20 protein-coding genes are annotated in these 18820 nt (G+C 54.9%); 10 read left to right on the forward strand and 10 right to left on the reverse strand.

Annotated features, from left to right (window positions below; genetic code table 11):
• The first annotated feature begins 1 nt into the window (after position 1).
• A complete protein-coding gene (locus IEY39_RS23885) occupies positions 2-475 on the forward strand; it encodes an Lrp/AsnC family transcriptional regulator (RefSeq protein ID WP_188936456.1) in 474 nt (157 codons plus the stop codon).
• A 222-nt stretch (positions 476-697) separates the two neighbouring features.
• Complete coding sequence (locus IEY39_RS23890) at positions 698-1726, forward strand: PDDEXK nuclease domain-containing protein (RefSeq protein ID WP_188936458.1); 1029 nt, start codon at positions 698-700, stop codon at positions 1724-1726.
• Here the strand turns inward: IEY39_RS23890 and IEY39_RS23895 are convergent.
• On the reverse strand, positions 1704-2645 hold the full coding sequence (locus IEY39_RS23895; RefSeq protein WP_188936460.1) for a 3-keto-disaccharide hydrolase: 942 nt from the start codon (positions 2643-2645) through the stop codon (positions 1704-1706). The two genes, IEY39_RS23890 and IEY39_RS23895, sit on opposite strands and share 23 nt — an antisense overlap.
• A 197-nt stretch (positions 2646-2842) precedes the next feature.
• Between IEY39_RS23895 and IEY39_RS23900 the strand changes: the two genes are divergently transcribed.
• Positions 2843-4423, forward strand: a complete 1581-nt coding sequence (locus tag IEY39_RS23900; protein WP_188936461.1) for a Gfo/Idh/MocA family protein — start codon at positions 2843-2845, stop codon at positions 4421-4423.
• A 92-nt stretch (positions 4424-4515) separates the two neighbouring features.
• Here IEY39_RS23900 and IEY39_RS23905 read toward each other — a convergent pair whose 3' ends face one another.
• The 3 genes from IEY39_RS23905 to IEY39_RS29935 form a co-directional block, all read right to left on the reverse strand.
• Complete coding sequence (locus IEY39_RS23905; protein WP_188936463.1) at positions 4516-4962, reverse strand: hypothetical protein; 447 nt, start codon at positions 4960-4962, stop codon at positions 4516-4518.
• 65 nt (positions 4963-5027) lie between these two features.
• Positions 5028-5438: a hypothetical protein gene (locus tag IEY39_RS23910; RefSeq protein ID WP_188936465.1), complete on the reverse strand. Its 411-nt coding sequence runs from the start codon at positions 5436-5438 to the stop codon at positions 5028-5030.
• Between the two features lie 203 nt (positions 5439-5641).
• Positions 5642-7687, reverse strand: coding sequence for a DUF2264 domain-containing protein (locus IEY39_RS29935; protein WP_229689062.1), 2046 nt, complete (start codon positions 7685-7687; stop codon positions 5642-5644).
• Positions 7688-7834: 147 nt separating this feature from the next.
• On the opposite strand from IEY39_RS29935, the gene IEY39_RS23925 reads away from it, so the two are divergent.
• The gene (locus IEY39_RS23925) at positions 7835-9142 is read left to right on the forward strand and encodes a M20/M25/M40 family metallo-hydrolase (RefSeq protein WP_188936467.1); all 1308 of its coding nucleotides are present in this window, start codon (positions 7835-7837) and stop codon (positions 9140-9142) included.
• A gap of 48 nt (positions 9143-9190) precedes the next feature.
• On the opposite strand, the gene IEY39_RS23930 is transcribed toward IEY39_RS23925, so the two are convergent.
• Both IEY39_RS23930 and IEY39_RS23935 read right to left on the reverse strand, forming a co-directional pair.
• Positions 9191-10690: an N-acetylmuramoyl-L-alanine amidase gene (locus tag IEY39_RS23930; protein ID WP_188936469.1), complete on the reverse strand. Its 1500-nt coding sequence runs from the start codon at positions 10688-10690 to the stop codon at positions 9191-9193.
• Positions 10687-11058, reverse strand: coding sequence for a BlaI/MecI/CopY family transcriptional regulator (locus IEY39_RS23935; protein ID WP_188936471.1), 372 nt, complete (start codon positions 11056-11058; stop codon positions 10687-10689). The genes IEY39_RS23930 and IEY39_RS23935 overlap by 4 nt, the downstream gene beginning before the upstream one ends.
• A gap of 103 nt (positions 11059-11161) precedes the next feature.
• Between IEY39_RS23935 and IEY39_RS23940 the strand changes: the two genes are divergently transcribed.
• Positions 11162-11662, forward strand: a complete 501-nt coding sequence (locus tag IEY39_RS23940; protein WP_188936472.1) for a hypothetical protein — start codon at positions 11162-11164, stop codon at positions 11660-11662.
• Between the two features lie 25 nt (positions 11663-11687).
• Here the strand turns inward: IEY39_RS23940 and IEY39_RS23945 are convergent, their stop codons facing one another.
• On the reverse strand, positions 11688-12707 hold the full coding sequence (locus IEY39_RS23945) for an aldo/keto reductase (RefSeq protein WP_188936473.1): 1020 nt from the start codon (positions 12705-12707) through the stop codon (positions 11688-11690).
• Positions 12708-12750: 43 nt separating this feature from the next.
• Between IEY39_RS23945 and IEY39_RS23950 the strand changes: the two genes are divergently transcribed.
• On the forward strand, positions 12751-13473 hold the full coding sequence (locus tag IEY39_RS23950; protein ID WP_188936474.1) for an SDR family oxidoreductase: 723 nt from the start codon (positions 12751-12753) through the stop codon (positions 13471-13473).
• Here IEY39_RS23950 and IEY39_RS23955 read toward each other — a convergent pair.
• On the reverse strand, positions 13470-13835 hold the full coding sequence (locus IEY39_RS23955; RefSeq protein WP_229689063.1) for a winged helix-turn-helix transcriptional regulator: 366 nt from the start codon (positions 13833-13835) through the stop codon (positions 13470-13472). The genes IEY39_RS23950 and IEY39_RS23955 overlap by 4 nt on opposite strands.
• Before the next feature lie 121 nt (positions 13836-13956).
• On the opposite strand from IEY39_RS23955, the gene IEY39_RS23960 reads away from it, so the two are divergent.
• Together IEY39_RS23960 and IEY39_RS23965 are read left to right on the forward strand one after the other, a co-directional pair.
• Positions 13957-15360 (forward strand): globin domain-containing protein, encoded by a 1404-nt coding sequence (locus IEY39_RS23960; protein ID WP_188936475.1) that lies wholly within the window; start codon positions 13957-13959, stop codon positions 15358-15360.
• Positions 15361-15565: 205 nt separating this feature from the next.
• Positions 15566-16984, forward strand: a complete 1419-nt coding sequence (locus IEY39_RS23965) for a T9SS type A sorting domain-containing protein (RefSeq protein WP_188936476.1) — start codon at positions 15566-15568, stop codon at positions 16982-16984.
• A 28-nt stretch (positions 16985-17012) separates the two neighbouring features.
• On the opposite strand, the gene IEY39_RS23970 is transcribed toward IEY39_RS23965, so the two are convergent.
• Positions 17013-17153, reverse strand: a complete 141-nt coding sequence (locus IEY39_RS23970) for a hypothetical protein (RefSeq protein ID WP_188936477.1) — start codon at positions 17151-17153, stop codon at positions 17013-17015.
• Between the two features lie 33 nt (positions 17154-17186).
• Between IEY39_RS23970 and IEY39_RS23975 the strand changes: the two genes are divergently transcribed.
• On the forward strand, positions 17187-17564 hold the full coding sequence (locus IEY39_RS23975) for a superinfection immunity protein (protein ID WP_188936478.1): 378 nt from the start codon (positions 17187-17189) through the stop codon (positions 17562-17564).
• Here IEY39_RS23975 and IEY39_RS23980 read toward each other — a convergent pair.
• Positions 17549-17995 (reverse strand): GNAT family N-acetyltransferase, encoded by a 447-nt coding sequence (locus IEY39_RS23980; protein WP_188936480.1) that lies wholly within the window; start codon positions 17993-17995, stop codon positions 17549-17551. The genes IEY39_RS23975 and IEY39_RS23980 overlap by 16 nt on opposite strands.
• A gap of 29 nt (positions 17996-18024) precedes the next feature.
• Between IEY39_RS23980 and IEY39_RS23985 the strand changes: the two genes are divergently transcribed.
• Positions 18025-18789, forward strand: coding sequence for a Type 1 glutamine amidotransferase-like domain-containing protein (locus IEY39_RS23985; RefSeq protein WP_188936482.1), 765 nt, complete (start codon positions 18025-18027; stop codon positions 18787-18789).
• The last annotated feature ends 31 nt before the right edge of the window (positions 18790-18820 follow it).

The raw sequence follows: 18820 nt of genomic DNA on the forward strand, positions 1-18820 counted from the left end.
TATGGGAAAACCATTAAATAATAAACTGCTCGACTCTCTGAACCGAAACATCCTGGAAGAACTACAAAAAGACGGCCGTCTGCCCGCCGTGGAGATCGGCAGAAGAGTCGGCCTCTCCGCCCCTGCAGTAGCCGATCGCATTCAAAAACTCGAAGACCTCGGCTATATAAAGGGATATCGTACCGTCCTCGACCTCGACAAACTCGGCCTCACCATTCGCGCCTTCATCTTTTTCAAAACATCTACGGCGCAACTAAAACACCATGAAATAATCCGCCTCGTCGAATCCATCCCCGAGATTACCGAATGGTATACCGTCACAGGCAATTATTCCATTCTCCTAAAAATCGTCACCTCCTCCAGCGAACGTCTCGCCGCGCTCATCCAACAACTCGAACAATACGGCGAAACCAACACCTCCCTCATCCTCGAAGAAAACTCCGATCCCAAATCCGTCACCTGCCCCGCCGACTAACCCACCGCCCCAGCCGCTCCCCACCAACCGTCCCGCCCCACCGCCGCAAGCCTGCCCCATCCCTGGCTTTGACTGAAAATAATTTCGTATCTTCATCACCTGCTCTTTAAGCACATACAACCAAATATCGCAGTGCCCCGGCACTGAACAACTTCCTTGCATTAAAGAAATGATCCAGGGAGAGTGCAGACAAAAATCCCGATCATTTCACCAACCAACGCAATGGCAACGAAAGCTATCAGCTTATCGGGCATTAACGACCTCGTTCAGGCAATACAGAAAGCCAACAAATTCTTTTTAGATCAAACACAACGACAGGTCAACACATCTCTCACCCTTCGCAACTGGGTAATTGGCTACTATATCGTAGAATACGAACAAAGAGGAAAGGACAGGGCAAAATATGGCGATCAATTACTGGAGAAACTGGCGCAACGGTTAAAGAAAACAAGAATAAGAGGCTTATCCTTTCCAGTATTGCATGTATACGTCCAATTTTATCGTACCTATCCCCAAATTTTATTGACACTGTCAAGAGAATTTCAAACAGCTATTAACCGATCAAATAAAATTTATCCGACACTGCCATATAAATCTCAGAAGATTCCACCCACCCCCGCCGACATTCTATTAAACAAACTTTCCTTCAGCCATTTCGTCGAATTACTCCACGCTGACTCTCCCCTCAAACGCACCTTCTACGAAATCGAATCCATCAAAAACAACTGGTCCGTCCGTGAACTCCGCCATGCAATGGACAGCATGCTATTCGAACGCACCGATCTCGAGCAGGCAATCATCGATCATCTCCAAAAATTTCTCCTCGAAATGGGCAGGGGCTTTTGCTTCGAAGCAAGGCAAAAACGAATCACCTTCGACAACACCCACTACCGCATCGACCTGGTCTTCTACCACCGGCTCCTGCGATGCCATATCCTCATCGATCTCAAAATGGGCAAATTCACCCCAGCCGACGCCGGCCAAATGCATATGTATCTGAATTACTTCAAGGAGAACGAAGCAGCCGAAGGCGACAACCTTCCCATCGGCATCATCCTTTGCACCGACAAGAGCGAAACCCTGGTCAAATACGCGACTTCGGGGTTGGCTCAAAAGGTCTTTGTCTCGAAGTACATGACAAAACTCCCTTCCGAAAAACTGCTCCAACAACTCATCTCAAAAGAACGCGAAAAGCGCGGCAATAATCCCGCCTCACGCAAAAGCCTCCCTACCTCTCCTTCGAAATCGTAATATTCCTAAACTCTATCGGCCCATGATCCCCCTGCAGATAGATCGGCCCCGGCTCTCCCTCATTACTATCCAACGCCCCACCCGTGATCCCCGGGATCTCCTGGTGGCAGATCACCGTCTTCCCATTGAACACAACCGTCACCATCCGCCCCACCAGCGTCACATCATACGTCTGCCATTCCCCCGCGGACTTCCCGGCCTTCTCTGCCGGCGAAAGGAATCCATAGATCGCCCCGATCTCATTATTCGGCGGCTCCTGCCCACCCGTATCTTCTATTTGCAACTCATAGCGCCCACGCAGGTATACCCCACTGTTGCTGCCCGCCGGATAGCGGAACTCGATATGTAACTTAAAATCACTAAATTTCTCATCCGTCGCGATATTCGCCCCGCTATGGGGACTGCGCAGCACGCCATCGACGGCCTGCCACTGGTTATTCCCAAGCGCATGCCATCCCTTTAGCGACACCCCGTCAAATATCTTCACAGGCGTCCCCCACACCGGCTCCCTCATCCGCTGCATCGAAGGGCACCGCCTGCCTACCCAGGAATACTGCTTCCCGTCGGGCATCACCAGCTTTCCCGCCAGGCTGTCTCCTCGCAAACTCCCCTCGACAGACAAGTCCCTGTCCTCCCGCTCCCACTGCGGCGGAATGGTAAAGCTAAACCGCGCACCATCGTAATTGATCTTCGAAATAGGTCGTGCACTCCCGCCTCCGCCAACCCAGCGCCCCACAAGCGTCCGAGTCCCCGACGTCTGAATCTCCAGCCATGAAGGAACCTCTCTTCCGGGATAATGTACGGTCACATCCCACCGTCCCAAAAACGCAACAATCGTATCAGGGACAGCGTCCCCCGCCGCACAGTCTCCCACAAAAACTCCTACCATCAATCCAACTAACAAAATAATCTTTTTCATAAGCAAATCTTGAATCGAAAAGTTACACCAAATTCCTTTATCTTAATCCCACCCCGGCCACCCCGCCGCGATCACCCCCACCGCAATCTCCCCCGAAGCAGTGACCCCCACCGCAATCTCCCCCAAGGCAATCCCCCCGCACCATCCAACCAAAAAAATCCTTAAATTTAGCTACTGTCACACTCAATCTTGCTATCATGAAAAAAGACTCCACTACTCACACCTCATCCAGCCTCAGCCCGGCTCCATCCGGCCTCAGCCGCCGCCAATTCGTAGAAATCACCTCCACCGCCGCCATCGGCATCACCATCCTGCCCCGCCACGTCCTCGGCGGCAAGAACTACACCGCCCCCAGCGACAAGATCACCATCGCCTACATCGGCTGCGGCACCCAGGGTATCCGCGAACTCCTGCCCCTCCTGGCCTCCCCTCAATTCCAGGTCGTAGCTGTCGTCGACCCCAACCGCGACGCCGTCGGCTATCGCGACTGGGCAAAAGACTGGCTGAAGAACGAGATCCGTACAGCGATAAAAAAATCCGACTGGGAACCCGGCGGCGACAACACCATCCCCGGCGGCCGCGAAAACGGCAAATCCATCGTCGAGACCTTCTATGCCAACGTCCGGCCCGAACTCAAATACAAAGGCTGTCATACCTACGCCGACTATCGCGAATTGCTCGATAAAGAAAAAGACCTCGACGCGGTAAAGATCATGACCCCCGATCACCTCCATGGCGTCATCTGCATGGCCGCCATGAAAAAAGGCAAACACGTCATGGTGCACAAACCCCTGTCCAATCGCCTGCTCGAAGGAAAAAAGGTCATCGAAATGGCCCGCAACAGCAAGGTCATCACCCACCTCATCCCCTGGGATTCCAATGGCGACATGACTCCCGTCATGGCCATGATCAACAGCGGTGCCATCGGAACGCTAAAAGAAGTCCACAACTGGACTAACCGTCCCGTATGGCCGCAATATACCACCCTGCCCACGGACACCCCACCCGTCCCCCAGGGCCTCGACTGGGATCTCTGGCTCGGACCCGAAGCCCAACGCCCCTATCATCCCGACTACACCAATATGGTCTTCCGTGGCTGGTATGATTTCGGTGGCGGATCTATGGCAGACATGGGCCACTACAGCCTCTGGACCGTCTTCAAAGCCCTCGAACTCGAATCCCCCATCCTCGTCGAACCCTGCCTCAGCCATTTCGTCGGCATGAACGAAGTCGTTCCCTTCCAGATCAAAAATGACTTCTCCTTCCCCACAGCCAGCACCGTGCGGTTCAAATACCCGGCAAAAGGCTCCCGCCCCGCCATCGATCTCTGCTGGTATGACGGCGGTATGCGCCCGCCCATCCCCACCCAACTGCTGGAAGACAACAAGCAGCTCCCTGCCGAAGGGATGATGTTTGTCGGTGACAAAGCCAGGATCCTCGCCGGATTCAATGTACAAGACCCAAAACTGATAGGTGGAAATGCGGCGTCGCAAGCGCAACCCGCTAATCCTGCCACAGCCGATCGCCGCAGCCAGGTCGAACACGGTGCAGCCGCCCTCCAGGCCTTTGCCGACGCAGTAAAGAGCGGCCAGCAATTCCCGGGCAACTTCCGTGAAGCCGAATTTATAACGGAGGCGATCAACCTCTACGCCGTCGCCCTCCGCTCGGGACGCATGTTGAAATATGACGCTGGCAACCGCAGCATCACCAATGCACCCGAAATAAACAAATATTTGTCAAGGGAATATCGCCCCGGCTGGGACCCCGCCACAACCTGATCCGTGTGGCCTCAATCGCCAGCCTTCCGATCGTTGCGCAACGTTCATCCGTCCCCCATTGCCACGGCGGACATCTCAACCGCGCAGACCCCTTATAGCGTCCTGATCGCCGCAATCATCTTGTCGGCCTCCGTCTGCTGGAAATTCGTCACCGGACCGTCGTTGGTCGTCACCGAATACCAGATGGTTCTCTTCTTATCCCCTTCCTTCTTCACATCCACCCGCTTGATCGTATAATCCTTATAATTCGCCATCTCCCCGTTGTCACCGGTCCTCAGCGTCGACAACCCTTTTTCAAAATATCTCAGCTGCTCGAGATTCCCGAATTTCAGCGTAGCCATATTCACATCATCGGTCACCTGCTGATCGCGAAACGTCAGCACATAACAGGTGTCGTTGTTCTTTATAACCCTCTGCAGATCCAAAGGCCACGTCCCCGTACGCAACTCAACGATACTCGTCGTACTGCTGTTCGAGATCGTAAACTGTGACTTGGCGAAAAAAGGTGCAAAGAAAAATAAAAGAAGGAGCTTTTTCATAGCGTTGAAATTTTTTCTAATTGTGGATAACGAAAACCGATAATATTTATTATCTGCCCGGCTCCTTACAAGCCCTTTATAGTTTTCCCCATAATATCGGCCTCCGGTTGTTGAAAACTCGTCGATCCGAACTGATACCGCAGCAAATACCAAATCCCGCCATCGTACTTCTTGTCCGTCCGGGATATCGAATAATCCTTAAAATTTGCAATATCCCCGCTGTGTCCCGCCTTCAACGCCTGCAGCCCCTTGGCAAAATATCTCAACTGCTCAAGATTCGGAAAGGTCAGCGTATCCAGACTCACCTCACTCATAACTTCCTGATTCCGATAAATAAGGGAATACGTCCCAACCCCATCGGCATTCCGCTCGAGGTTGATCGGCCACGCACCCGATCGCACTTCAACAATATTTTCTGTTGGAACATGAAAGGCCGCAAAGGGCAACAATAACACGCTGAGGAATAGCTTTTTCATAATGATTGGATAATGCAATATATAAACTCAACGCAACATTTCCAAACGAGCAAGTATGCATAAATCATGCCGACCATGGCTTTCCCCGCCGCCCCGCCCACAACGTCGGGCCAATGGCCGGGGCGGCGGGTCGGGCTCTCACTCCAAGTCCTCGCCCGAAGCTCGCTTCGCTACGCCGGGCTCCGGGCTTTCCATTCCGATCCCTAACGCGTCTTCTGATACACCCTCACATAATCAATCTCATACCTCCGCGGAAACACCGTCCCCTCCAGACTCCCCCCTGCATCCCCACCAAGCGCCAGATTCAATATAATGTACTCAGGCTGCCGGAAAGGATTCACCCCCGAGGCATCACGATTATTCAAACTATCCACCGGCACCGCAAGCAGTGTCCGCTCATCCACCGACAGCCGGATCATCGCAGAGTCCCAATCCATCCGCCATACATGAAACTCCCGTGCCCATCCGGGTCCGCCAAGACTATCCAACGGTGTCCGCCGGCTAAACCACAACGGCGCATGCGGCTTACTCGTACCCGTCGCAATATTGGCCAGTAATATCCGCCGGTAATACTCCATGATATCGATCTCTCCATTGGAAGGCCATTCCCCCTTCACTCCAAGTGTCCAAAACGCCGGCCATAATCCCGCGTCGACATCGATCCGCGCCCGCATCTCGAACCGGCCATATTGAAAGCTGTGCAGTCCCCGCGTCAGCAGACTCGCGGAAGTATACCGGATAAGCGAATCCTTCCGCTTCCAATCCGTACTCCCCGCAACATACAGCGGGTTCGGCTTGCTCTCCTTTCTCGCTTCGATGATCAGTCGCCCGCCGCTGCACCACGCATTCTCCGGCTGATACCATTGCGCCTCATGGTTACGCACAAATCCCCTCTCATACCCCCAATTCTTCGGGTCCGGCGCCCCATCGGCATTAAACTCATCCGCCCAAACCAGCTTGTACCCATCCTCCATCCCCGCTTCTCCCGGTCCATCTTCATGCCCCACCGTCCCGTGCACTCCCGATCCACCCCCCGGTCCCGCCGCTACAACCAGATCAAGCGCATGATCCACACCCACACTATCGCTCCCACCCCACACCTTCACCGCCGTCCACGGCGCCGCAGGCGCCGCCCAAAACACATCGGAATCCGGCAGTCCCAACGGCTGAAACACTTCCGTACACAAATACTCACTCCCCATCGTGATATACCCATCGGCAAGATTCTCCTGGTGCCCTGCCAGACCGATATTCAACCACCCCTGCACCGTAAAAGTTCCCGGAGCCCCCAGCGTCCGCCTAATCACCGCCGTCAACGCACTCCGCACCTGGCCCGGCAACAATGAAGCCGGCAGCTCTCTTCGCGCCGCCACATCCGCCAACGCATGAAAGGCCCCACATCGATAGGTGATCGATCGCCCCGTCACCGGGTAACTCCCGTCAACCCCAATCATCCGTTCCTGCAACTCGGCATATCGTTGCGCAATCCGCTCCATCTTCGTCGCAAACGCCCCATACTTCGCACGAAAAACATCCAGCACCGCCAGCAAAAAAGGCTGTATCACATAACTGTTGTAATAGTCCTGGTGCATCGCCGGCCCATCGGCAAACGTTCCATCCCCTAAATACCAATGTTGGGAGAACTCGCGCACCGCAAACTCTATCCGCATCGGATCATATTCGAGGCCATACTTGCAGAAAAAGGCCTCTATAACGGCAGGAAAAAGTAGCCAATTACTATAGGCCGGCACCGTAGCCCGCGTCTGCAACAACGCAGCAACCACCTGCTTCTGCACCCCCGCATCGAGGTGCTGCCACAGCCAGGGACAACGGATAAGCCCAAGCGCAAAAAAAGAAGCATCGACAAGCGGCTGTCCGCCCGTCCACACCATATAATCTTTCGCAGCAGGGTTCACAGCATTAGCAACGGCCCTCAACATCCATTCGCGATATTGCTTTCTCAACGCCACCTCCTGAGGCGACCCGCCTTCTCCATCCAGCCAGCGCCCCATCCCACTCAGCGTCCGTCCAAACGCCTCCAGGTACATCACCCGGCGACGCTCCACCGCATTGTCGATCCGCGGAGACAAAACCACAGGCATGGTCGCCCGCAACCGGTCCTCCGCCAGCGCAGAAACAACCGGTCTCGCCACCTTGTCCATATACCTCAGCCACATTCCCCGGTCATCACCCTGGCCCTCACAGGCAAGCACACTCATCAAAAACACTCCCAAAAACCATCTTTTCATATTTTCTGATTATTGCGCGATTTCATCCAACACCGCATGATCCAACCCACAACCTTTCCTCCAATCCCGCACATAAAAATAAGTATCCGTCGCCTCATCCAACACAAAACTCTCCTTCCGCCTCGAAATTTCGCTACCTTAGCCACTATGAGAAAACTACTGCTCGGCATCGGCCTCATCGCGCTGACCACCACCACGCACGCCCAACTCACCACTCCCGAAAAAAAGCTCGTAGACTATATCGACCACCACATGAATGAGGCGATGCAGTTGCTCATCAGCTCCGTCAACATCAACAGCGGCACCCTCAACATCGCCGGTGTAAAAGCAGTAGGCGAACTCTACGCCGCCCAGCTCCGCAAACTCGGCTTCACCGTCGAATGGATCAGCGAACCCGACTCCCTCCACCGCGCCGGTCATCTCGTCGCCACCCACATCGGTCTTTCCCCCACCCTCGCCGGCAAGAAAAGTAAAAAAATCTTCCTCATTGGGCACCTCGACACCGTCTTCGAACCCGACATGCCCGCAGGTCCCTACACAGTCTTCAACGACACCATCGCCACCGGCCAGGGCGTCAACGACATGAAAGGCGGTGACGTCGTCATGATCACCGCCCTGCAGGCCCTCGAAGCCGCGGGGCAGCTAAAGGACATGAATATCATCGCATATTTTACGGGGGACGAAGAGCGGTCCGGATCGCCGCATTCCGTAGCAAGAAAGGATTTCGTAGAAAGAGCAAAGACCTGTGACATCGCCCTGGGCTTCGAGTCGGCCATGGGTCTCCATACAGTTGCCGCCGCTCGCCGCGGCGCCAGCGGCTGGATGCTCGATGTCACCGCAAAGACCGGTCATTCCGCCACCGTCTTCAGCGATTCCGCCGGCTATGGCGCCATCTATGAAGCCGCCCGGGTGCTCAACACCTTCCGTGAACAACTCGGCGGCGAGAAATACCTCACCTTCAATCCCGGCCTCATCGTCGGCGGCTCCGGCATCACCGTCGATCCCCAGGATGCCCGCGGCGAAGCGCTGGGCAAGACCAATATCATCTCCCCCGCGACTCACGTCACCGGCGACCTGCGTTTCCTCACCGAAACCCAATTGCAAGCCGCCCGCGAAAAAATGCGGGCCATCGTTGCCAATTCGCTGCCCGGCACACATTCCACCATCCGCTTCACCGATGGCCTGGCCGCGATGGAACCCACCCCCGGTAACCTCCGCCTCGTAGCCCAGCTCGACAAGGTCACCCAAGATCTGGGCATTGGCGCCACCGTAGCCGGTGATCCCGGCGCCCGCGGCGCCGGTGACATCTCCGACATCGCCCGCTATCTTGATTGCCTCGACGGCCTCGGCGCCTCCGGCCAGGGCGCCCACAAAGCCGGTGAAACCATCAACCTCAAAGAATATCCCCTCCTCATCCACCGCGCCGCCGTCTTCCTCTACCGCCTGACCCGGTAACGCCCCGTCTTACACAACCGCGCCGCCCCTGACGGGGCGGCGCCGCTCTTATCCCTTCACCTGCTGATATCGCACAATCCCCTGCAATATATCCCGCGCAATCTTCTCCTGGTTATCCGCACTACCGATAAACGCCCGATCCCTCTCAGAATCGATATCCCCGCACTCGATCAACACAGCCGGAACAGTTGCGTGACGCAACACCCAGACACCCTGCGTAGGTTCCCGCAAGTTGTCCCCGGTAGTATAGCTCGGCTTCAACGCGTCGATCAACACCCCCCCGAGCCGGGCGCTCTGTTGAAACAATGAATTCTCCTTCGATACATAGATTTGAAATCCCGCTCCATCGGCTACACTCCCCCTATTTACATGCAGTGAGATGAACAGGTCAGCCCCCTTTTCGCCGGCAAGCGCACTCCGGTAGTGCAGCGACTCCTCGATGGTATTCTTTCCACCCGACAGCTCATCTCCATCCCGGCTCAGCACCACATTCACGCCGTACTCGGAAGCCAGTTGCTTCACCTTCCGCGCCAGCGACAAATTGATATCTTTCTCTTTCACGCCATTCGAGGCGACGGCCCCATCATCCGATCCGCCATGACCGGCATCGATGATCACCGTCAACGGCTTAGACACAGGATGCGGCTTCCTTCCGGAAAAAGCACAAAACAGCAAAAAAGACAAAGGCAATACCATCCACCGGCACAGGCGGCCGGGATTAATAGAATTTAATTGGGTGATCATGTTGATACGACGTTTTATTGATGAAGAAAAAAATGAATGAACCAACCCATGCTGACTATCCAGCGTCTGCCACAACAACAGCTCCGCATACGCATACCGGTCCCCATCACCAAGCGCACATGCGTCGGCCTCGAATTCATGGATGGTCCGCAGCTCCCGGTAGATGAGGTAAAAGAAAGGATTAAACCAGAAAACGATCAACAACGGCCGCAACAGCAACAGGTCTATCGTATGCCCCCGCCGGACATGCACCAGCTCATGGCGCAGCATCTGCCGGCCAGACGGACTATCCCTGTCAATCTCCAAATTCCAGAAAATGACCTTTAGAAAAGAGAAAGGCGTCCCCGGCTCCCGCGTCAGCAGCAGAACACAATCTCCCCATCTCTCCCGGGGATATTTCCGATATGATCGAAGAATAAAAACAAGCTGCCGTAAAAAGATTCCCCCCAGAACCACCATCACCAGCGCATAGCCCCCCAGCACCCATAGCTGACCATCCACAACACCCGCCGAAACATGATGCCCCGCACCACCCGTCACTTCCTTCCAGTCACCAGCCACTATCGCATGCATGACACCCGACCACACCGGCGTCTCCTCCGGTCCGCTCCAAAAAGCAAGCCCCGGCAAAGGGACCAACGGCATCACCACGGCCAGCAACACCGTCAACAGCAGGTAGACCCGGTTATATCCGTGGAAGCATCGGTTGCGCAGCAACAGCCAATAATACCCGAACAATACGGCGGAGATACAAACCGACTTCAGCGCATACACCAGCGCACCACCAATAGACAGGCTCATCATGGCTTTGGATTTTTGGCTGACTTTATCTGTTGCAACAGCTCTTCCAGCTCCTGCAGGCTGAGCTTCTTGTCGTTCACAAACTGCGACACCAGTTTCGCCGCACTCCCCTCGAAATATCCCTTTACCAATTGCTGGGCGCTCTTCCGGCCATATTCTGCTTTCGTGATCCGCGGTTCATAACAATTGTTCCGCCCCACTATGGAATAAGTCACATACTCCTTCTCCACCAATATCTTCAACAGCGTGGCAATAGTGTTCGGGTGCGGCTTCGGCTCCGGCGTCTCTTCTACAATGTCTTTCAAAAACCCCTTCCCAAGCCGCCACAACACCAGCATCACCTGCTCTTCAGCCTTTGTCAATGGTTTCATCAACTAAGTTTTTAGTTATACAACAAATATAATAACTAAATTCTTAGTTATCCAAATTTCAATGCAACTTTTTTTGCATCTTTGTTCTACTCCAAACCAAAAAATGAAACTCCTCCCATACGAAAAGTATACCCTATCTACTCCTCTGACCATTCCCGAAGCTCAACAACACCTCCTCACACAACTGGAGGCAACAAGATACTGGTCGATTAGCATACCAAAGGAGAACAAACCCTATATAGGGACCCTCACCGCCGACGGTTTCACCATGAAGCGCATCATCACTGGACGCAAAGCCTTCCTCCCCATCATCACCGGCCGCTTCTCAAATGCGGATGGCAAAACCACAATTGCCATCCGCATGCGACCCCATACCTTCGAACTCGTCATGGTGATCGTCGGGATGGGCTTCCTCGGCGCCGCCGGCATCTCCGCACTACTCACCGCCCTCAGGGATGTCCGGAACCATGCCGCTGATATCGCATATAGTGCGTCCATACCCATTCTAATGTTCTTCGGTATTTATGCACTCATGACAATGCTCTTTCAATCGGAGGTTGCACAGTCGAAAAAATTCCTCGCCGGTCTCTTCAAACCAGAATAACCTTCAATCATCCTCACAGCCCCACCTACGCCTTCCTATTCCTCCCCGTATACTCCAACATCCACCCCGGATATTCCGCCGGCAACTTACTCACCTCATCCAGCCGTTGGAGCTCTTCCACACTAAAGCTCACCTCGGGCGAGAGAAGATTATCCTCCAGCTGCTCCATCGTATTGGCGCCGATAATGACAGAAGTCACCGCCGGCTGATGCAGCAACCAGGCCAGCGCCAGCTGCGCCACCGACGCCTTCTTTGCCTTCGCCATCGGCTCCAGCACATCGATGATGTCAAAGGCCCGGTCTTTATTCACCGGCGGGAAATCGAACCCGATGCGCCGCCCGCCTTCCGTGCCCTTGTTGTCACGCTTGTATTTGCCGCTCAGCAAACCACCGGCCAGGGGACTCCACACCATCAGCCCTACCCGCTGATCCGTCAACAAGGGTATGATCTCCCTTTCCAGGTCGCGCCCTGCAATCGTATAATAGGCCTGCAACGAAATAAAGGCAGCCTGCCGGGTATAATGGGAATGGTCCAACGCCTTCGTCAATTGCCAGGCGGCAAAATTGCTGGCGCCGGTATACCGCACCTTGCCCGATCGTACAAGATCGTCCAGCGCCCTGATCGTCTCTTCCACCGGCGTCAGCGGATCGAAGGAGTGAACCTGGTACAGATCGATATAATCCGTCTGTAATCGCCGCAGGCTCTCCTCCACCTGAAAGAAGATATGCTTGCGCGTGAGCCCAACATCATTCGGTCCCGGCCCCATCTCGCCCCGCACCTTCGTCGCCAGGATAAGTTCATCCCGGCGCAGCCCAAGATTACGGATAGACTGTCCGGTCAGTTCTTCGGACAACCCCTCCGAATAAACATTAGCCGTGTCGATAAAATTGATACCCGCATCTATCGACCGCTTCACCACCTTGTCCACCGCCTCCTGGTCCAGGTTGCCGATCATCTTGGCCCAACCCTTGCCCCCGAAGGTCATCGTACCGAGACAGAGTTCAGAAACTTTTAGTCCTGTGTTCCCCAACAATTTGTACTTCATATTTGTATTGTTATATTTAATTCTTCAAACCAACCACCCCAACATGCAACTTTCGAATAATACTATCCTCATCACCGGTGGCGCCACCGGCATCGGCCTGGGATTGACGCGCCGGTTCATTCAACACAAGAATACCGTGATAGTTTGCGGCAGACGGGAAGATGTCCTAAAGGATGCTGCCGCAGAGCTTCCAGGGCTAATTACAAAAAAATGCGATCTGGAAGATCCCGCCGAAAGAGAAGCCCTGTATGCCTGGGTTACAAAGGAACATCCCGGTCTCAACATACTCGTCAACAACGCCGGTATCCAAAACTGGATGAACATCACCGACAAGGATTTCTATTCGCGCGCCAGACAGGAAATAGCCATCAACATCGAGGCGCCCCTCCACCTCACCTCTCTCTTCCTCCAACACCAGCCACTGACGACAGTCATGAACGTCACTTCCGGTCTCTCCTTCGTCCCCGTGTCCAAGGCGCCGGTCTACTCCGCAACGAAAGCTTTCTTTCATTCCTTCAACCTATCGCTTCGCCACTCCCTGAAGGCCCGCAACATCGAGGTTATCGAGATCATCCCGCCCGCCCTCAACACCGACCTCGGCGCAAAAGGCATCCACGACAGCTTCCCACCCGTGAGCGACTTCATCGAGGCCATCTTCACGCAGCTGCAGGCCGGCATGACAGAACTCACCTTCGGTTTTAGCGAGGCCATGACCAAGGCTGGTCCCGCCGAACTTCAGGCTGCCTTCACCCGCTTGAACCCTTAATGCCCCTCACCAAAAGCATATTTTAGTCCCCATTCCCTCATAGAGAGAATTATCGGCCGCAACGTCCGCCCCTTCTCCGTCATATAATACTCCACCCGCGGCGGCATCTCCGCAAAGACCTTGCGCTCGATGATCCCATCCCGCTCCAGCTCCCGCAGCTGATCGGTCAGCATCTTCTTGCTGATGCCACAGATCATCCCATGCATCTCGCCAAACCGGTTTATCTCATGACTGATCAAATAAAGGATCACCGGTTTCCACTTGCCACCGATCACCGCGATCGTTGCGCTTACCGGGCACCCGCCGGTTTGCATGAAGTCCTGGCGCAGCTCTTCCCAAAGCCCCTTTTTTTCTGTTTTCATGATGAATATGTAATCGGCTGAAACCCAGTATTGGTCACCTTTTCCTCACCAGGTAACCATTTTTTTACTACTGTAAAGAGTTAGAAGCAATCCCTACCTTCATAAAGTTAACACAAAATCCATGGATAAAATATCCGCAACAGCCGCTCAACCGGTGGCCCTTTTCCCTCCCAACACGTTTCTCGAAAATCTCGCCATCGACGAATCCGGCATCATCTACTTCACCAACCTCGAAGCGGGCGCCATCCATCGGCTCGACCCAAATCAAACCACCGCCGAAAACGCAACCGCCGCCACCGAAACACCCGCGCGTATCGACACAATCGCCCGCATCGACGGCAAACCCGCCGGCATCCTCCACCTCGGGGCCAACGGAATACTTATCAACGGCTGGGATGCCAACGGCATCCCCACCATCTGGCTCCTCACGGACAACACCGTCACACCGGTGCACCAACCCGCCGGCGCCCAATTCCTCAATGGCATGACCATCCTCGAGGACCACACAATCCTCATCTGTGATTCCTATACCGGCTGCATCTACCAATACGATCAAAAAGCCAACACCTCCACCATTTGGCTGCAACATCCCTTATTGGAAAAAGCTCATCCACAAACCCCCATGCCCGCAGCCAACGGCATCAAACGGCATGGCGATGCAATCTTCATCTCCAACACCGATAAAAAGCTCCTCATCCGCATCCCCATGACCAACGGCCAGCCCGGGGAGCCGGAAATCCTCCTCGACAACATCAACCTCGATGATTTTGCCTTCGATGAAGAAGGCAATCTCTACGCCGCTACCCATATTCATAATAGCGTGGTAAAAATAACTCCACAACGATCAGTCACCACCATCGCCGGAGAGCCCCAGGGTCTCGCTGGCTCCACCGCCGTAGCCTTTGGTCGCACCGATAACGACCGGCACTGCATCTATGTCACCACCAACGGTGGCATGACGTTGCCTCCCGCCGGTGGCATCCAACAGGGCCGCGTCATAAAGATCCCCATCCGCATCCCCACACCTTGCGAATGGGCAGGCGGCATAGCTGCCTTCGAAAAACTGACCGGTGTCTTCTACAAAAAAGTCCTACAGGACCCAATCCTCGAACCCGTCTTCCGCCATATGCCGCCCAACCATCCCATACACGTCGCGCACTTCCTGGCAGAAGTCCTCAAAGGCCCAAAAAAGTATAGTGAAGAATATGGCGAAGACGCCTTAAAACATATGGTCGGCAAACACCTCGGCCGTCACCTCAACGAAGTCCAACGAAAACAATGGGTCCGCCTCATCATGGAGAGCGCAGACGAGATTGGTTTCCCCGACGACCCGGAATTCCGGTCCACCTTCACCGCGCATATCGAATGGGGCACCCGCATCGCCGTCATCAATTCTCAAACAACCGAAAACCCGGTCACTCCCGAAGACCACCTCCCCCACTGGGGCTGGGGCGAGGTCAAAGGCCCCTTCGACGTCGTTGGTTCCCTCTTCCGCCAAAAACCCGCCGACAGCGATCCCGACTAACCCGCCGCAAACCACCCACCGCCGACCATCTCACATCCTCCCACCGCCCGACCGCAATCCGCCTCCATCCCATCCCAGGAAAACCGCCCATTATGGGAAATCATGATAAAATAAGTGTATTTCCCTCACACCCTGGCGTAGAAATTCTTATCTTGTCATCGGATTCGTACTAGACATATCCTAAGAAATCCTAAATCCAATTATCGTGAATCCGTATCCTGTCCGGAATTTGTGCTTATTGGTCACCGTGATGACGGTCACGCTCACTGCAAATGCACAGTTTCAACCCTCGCTCGAGTTCGCCAGCGGCGCAGGCCCCGCAGGCCCCGGACCGTCCGTCGCCAACCAGGTCATCACCTTCAAGGATAACACCAACAACCCCACCGGCAATACGTTCGTCGCTTATACTACCCCGACCGTCACCTGTACGTACTCCCTCAGCAACCAGCAATATACGCTGCCATCCACCGAACTGTCCACTCAGACGGGTGTCTGCTTTGGCGCCGCGATCAACAATGGCGGCATCAACGCCCTCGCGTCCAGTCTATATCCGCAGATGAGCTTCATCAGCGCTGCCCCAAACAACGACTTCACCTCTCTGCCAACCGTTCCTGTCGGGACAGGCATCTCTACCACCAACAACTACGCCACGCAAGTATTCACTTCAGCTATGCCCCTCTACCATGCCAACCTCTCCACCACCGGCAGGTTCTACATGGCCAATCTGACTATCACCTTCAGCAGTCCCCTGGCCAACCCAGTCCTGCACATCGTCGGCATCGGGGCCTTTTACAATACGCAGGGATTCACCACCGAACTCGAATGTCAGACCCCTGGGGTCACCCTATCGGAATTATCCGGCTCCCCCGAACTCAACGTCACTGCCAATAAGATACTCAACTCCTCCGCAACCCCTTCTTCCGTAACGGGCTCGGGTGCTGCCTCGGGCTCGATCCTGGTCGCGGGCACCGTCACCCAACTGGTATTCAAGCTGTATGTACGCGGAGACGGCGGCGGCCCCTGGGCAAGCGGCTCCAACCATTCCGGCGACCAGTGGCTCATCGGCGTTTCCGAAGCCGTGACGAACGTCGTCCTGCCCGTAAGCCTCGAAGATTTTACAGCTACTGCGCAGGCGGGCAAAACCGGTCTGCAATGGACCACCGCCACGGAAAACAACACCAGCTACTTCGACGTCCAATACAGCACCGATCAGCTCAGCTGGCAAACCATCGGCCGGGTGACAGCCGCCGGCTACAGCAGCCTCCCGCGCAACTATGGCTTCATCCACTCCAACCCCACCGCTGGCGAAAACTACTACCGGCTAAACATGGTCGATCAGGACAATCATTCCGTCTATTCTCCCGTTCGCGTGGTGTCCTTTGCCTCTACCGCACAGCTGAGCTATTACCCCAACCCCACCAGGAACAGCTGCACTATCACCACCGACGGAACCCCGCTGGCCGGCGTCACCCTATTTACCCTGGATGGAAGACTATTACAACAGGTGAATAATTTCGCCTCCGGCGGCAGCCTCGACCTGAGCCCCTACCCCAACGGCATCTATCTCATTGCAGTAAAAGACACCAACGGCCACACCCAAATCCTCAAAATCCTTAAAAACTGACGCGCCGGTCAACCCCAAAACCTCCATTTCATCCCCGCACCATCCACCCCCACACCACCGCCGCACCCCCGGCATCTCCTCGCGCACCCGAACCGCCACCCCGCACCATCCACCCCCAAACCTCCGCCACACCCCCGGCTGTCCCACCGCCGCTCATCAAAATCACCATTGGCAGGCGCCAAAAAGTTCAGTAAATTTAGGTATGACACTCGCTTTCTTCTTTTTCCCATTCCACTTTGGCTGGGGCCTCTTCGGCCTCTTCTTTATCCCTTATTTCCTGCCGACCATCGTCGCCCTTATCCGCAGGAGCAACAGCACCGGTGGCATCTTCGCCCTCAATTTCTTCCTGGGGTGGACCTTCATCGGATGGATCATCTCGATCGTCTGGGCCTTAACCAGCCGGACACAGCCATCCACCGTCATCATCAACAACACCTACCCGGTAAGTGGCCCCCAGACCTACAACCCTCCGCCGAACTATAACCCACCGCCTTACACCACCGAACCATCACAGCCGGCGCAGCAGACGTCCCCAACCCTGCGCCGCAACTCGCCAAATCAAGGTCAAGCCAACGGATAAGGCGGCCCGCTCACCGTTACCTCCATCCACCGCTCCGGATGAGCAATTGCTGCCCAGCCAAATTGCCGGTACAATCCATGTGCATCGCCCGTCAGCAGGATCCATCTGCGCAAACCCTGCAACTCCGGGTGCTGCATCACCGTCCCGATAAGCCACTTGGATAACCCCCGGCCACGAAATTCAGGCAACACATACACATCACCCAGGTACGCGATCGTACTCCGGTCCGAGATCACCCGCGCATACCCTATCTGTTGTCCTCTCGGGTCATACAATCCAAAATTCAGCGAATTTTCCGCCGCTTTCTTCACCTTCTCAAAAGGAATGTTCAAACACCAATAGGCTTCCGTCGAAAGAAAATGGTGAATCGCGCGTAAATTTAATTTGTCAAAATCCGTCGAAATACAAAATCCATCTTGATAAACCTTCATAATGCCGTTTATTTTTTAACTTCAATATAATGAAAAAGCTAAGCCATCTAACGATTGTCCTTCTTCTGCTGGGAAGCACCCTTCTCGCACAAAACACTACCACGCCAACCCGCACCATCTTCGCCTATGGCGGCGCGTTACAAAAAGCCTTTATAAAAGAGGTCATCACCCTCACCGGCAAACCCAAGCCGAAGATATGCTTTCTTCCCACTGCCTCCGCCGATAACCCCTACGCCATCATCCAATTCTTAACGCTCTGTCGTGAACTCTCCGTCGAACCTTACTATCTCGGCGTATGGGTCAACGCCTCTCCCGAACAACAAACCTTCGAAGAACGGCTCATGAGCATGGACGCCATCATCGTCGGCGGCGGAAATACGCTTAACATGATCGCCATCTGGCGTGCACAAGGCATCGACACCGTCCTGCAGAAGGCCTACCGCAATGGCACCGTGCTGGCTGGCGGCAGCGCCGGCTCCCTCTGCTGGTTCACCGGCGGCTACAGCGATTCGCGCCCCAAAAATATGACCATCGTCAACGGACTCGGCATCCTGCCTTATAGCCATTGTCCGCACTATCACAGCGAGCCCACCCGCAAACCGCTCTATGTCTCCGCCCTCCTCGACGGCAAAATGGGCCCCGGCTATGCCTGTGACGACAAAGCAGGCATCCTCTTCCAAAACGAGCGCTATACAAAAGCCTTCTCGCTGGACAGCGACGACCACTGCTACTTCTTGTCCGTAAAATCCGGGAAAATAGACGAAGAGCTGCTGCCCACCGAGATCATCGAATAATCCCCCGCCCACCCGACAGCACAGGACAGCT

Origin of the sequence: Puia dinghuensis (assembly GCF_014642875.1) — a bacterium.
Lineage (GTDB): Bacteria > Bacteroidota > Bacteroidia > Chitinophagales > Chitinophagaceae > Puia > Puia dinghuensis.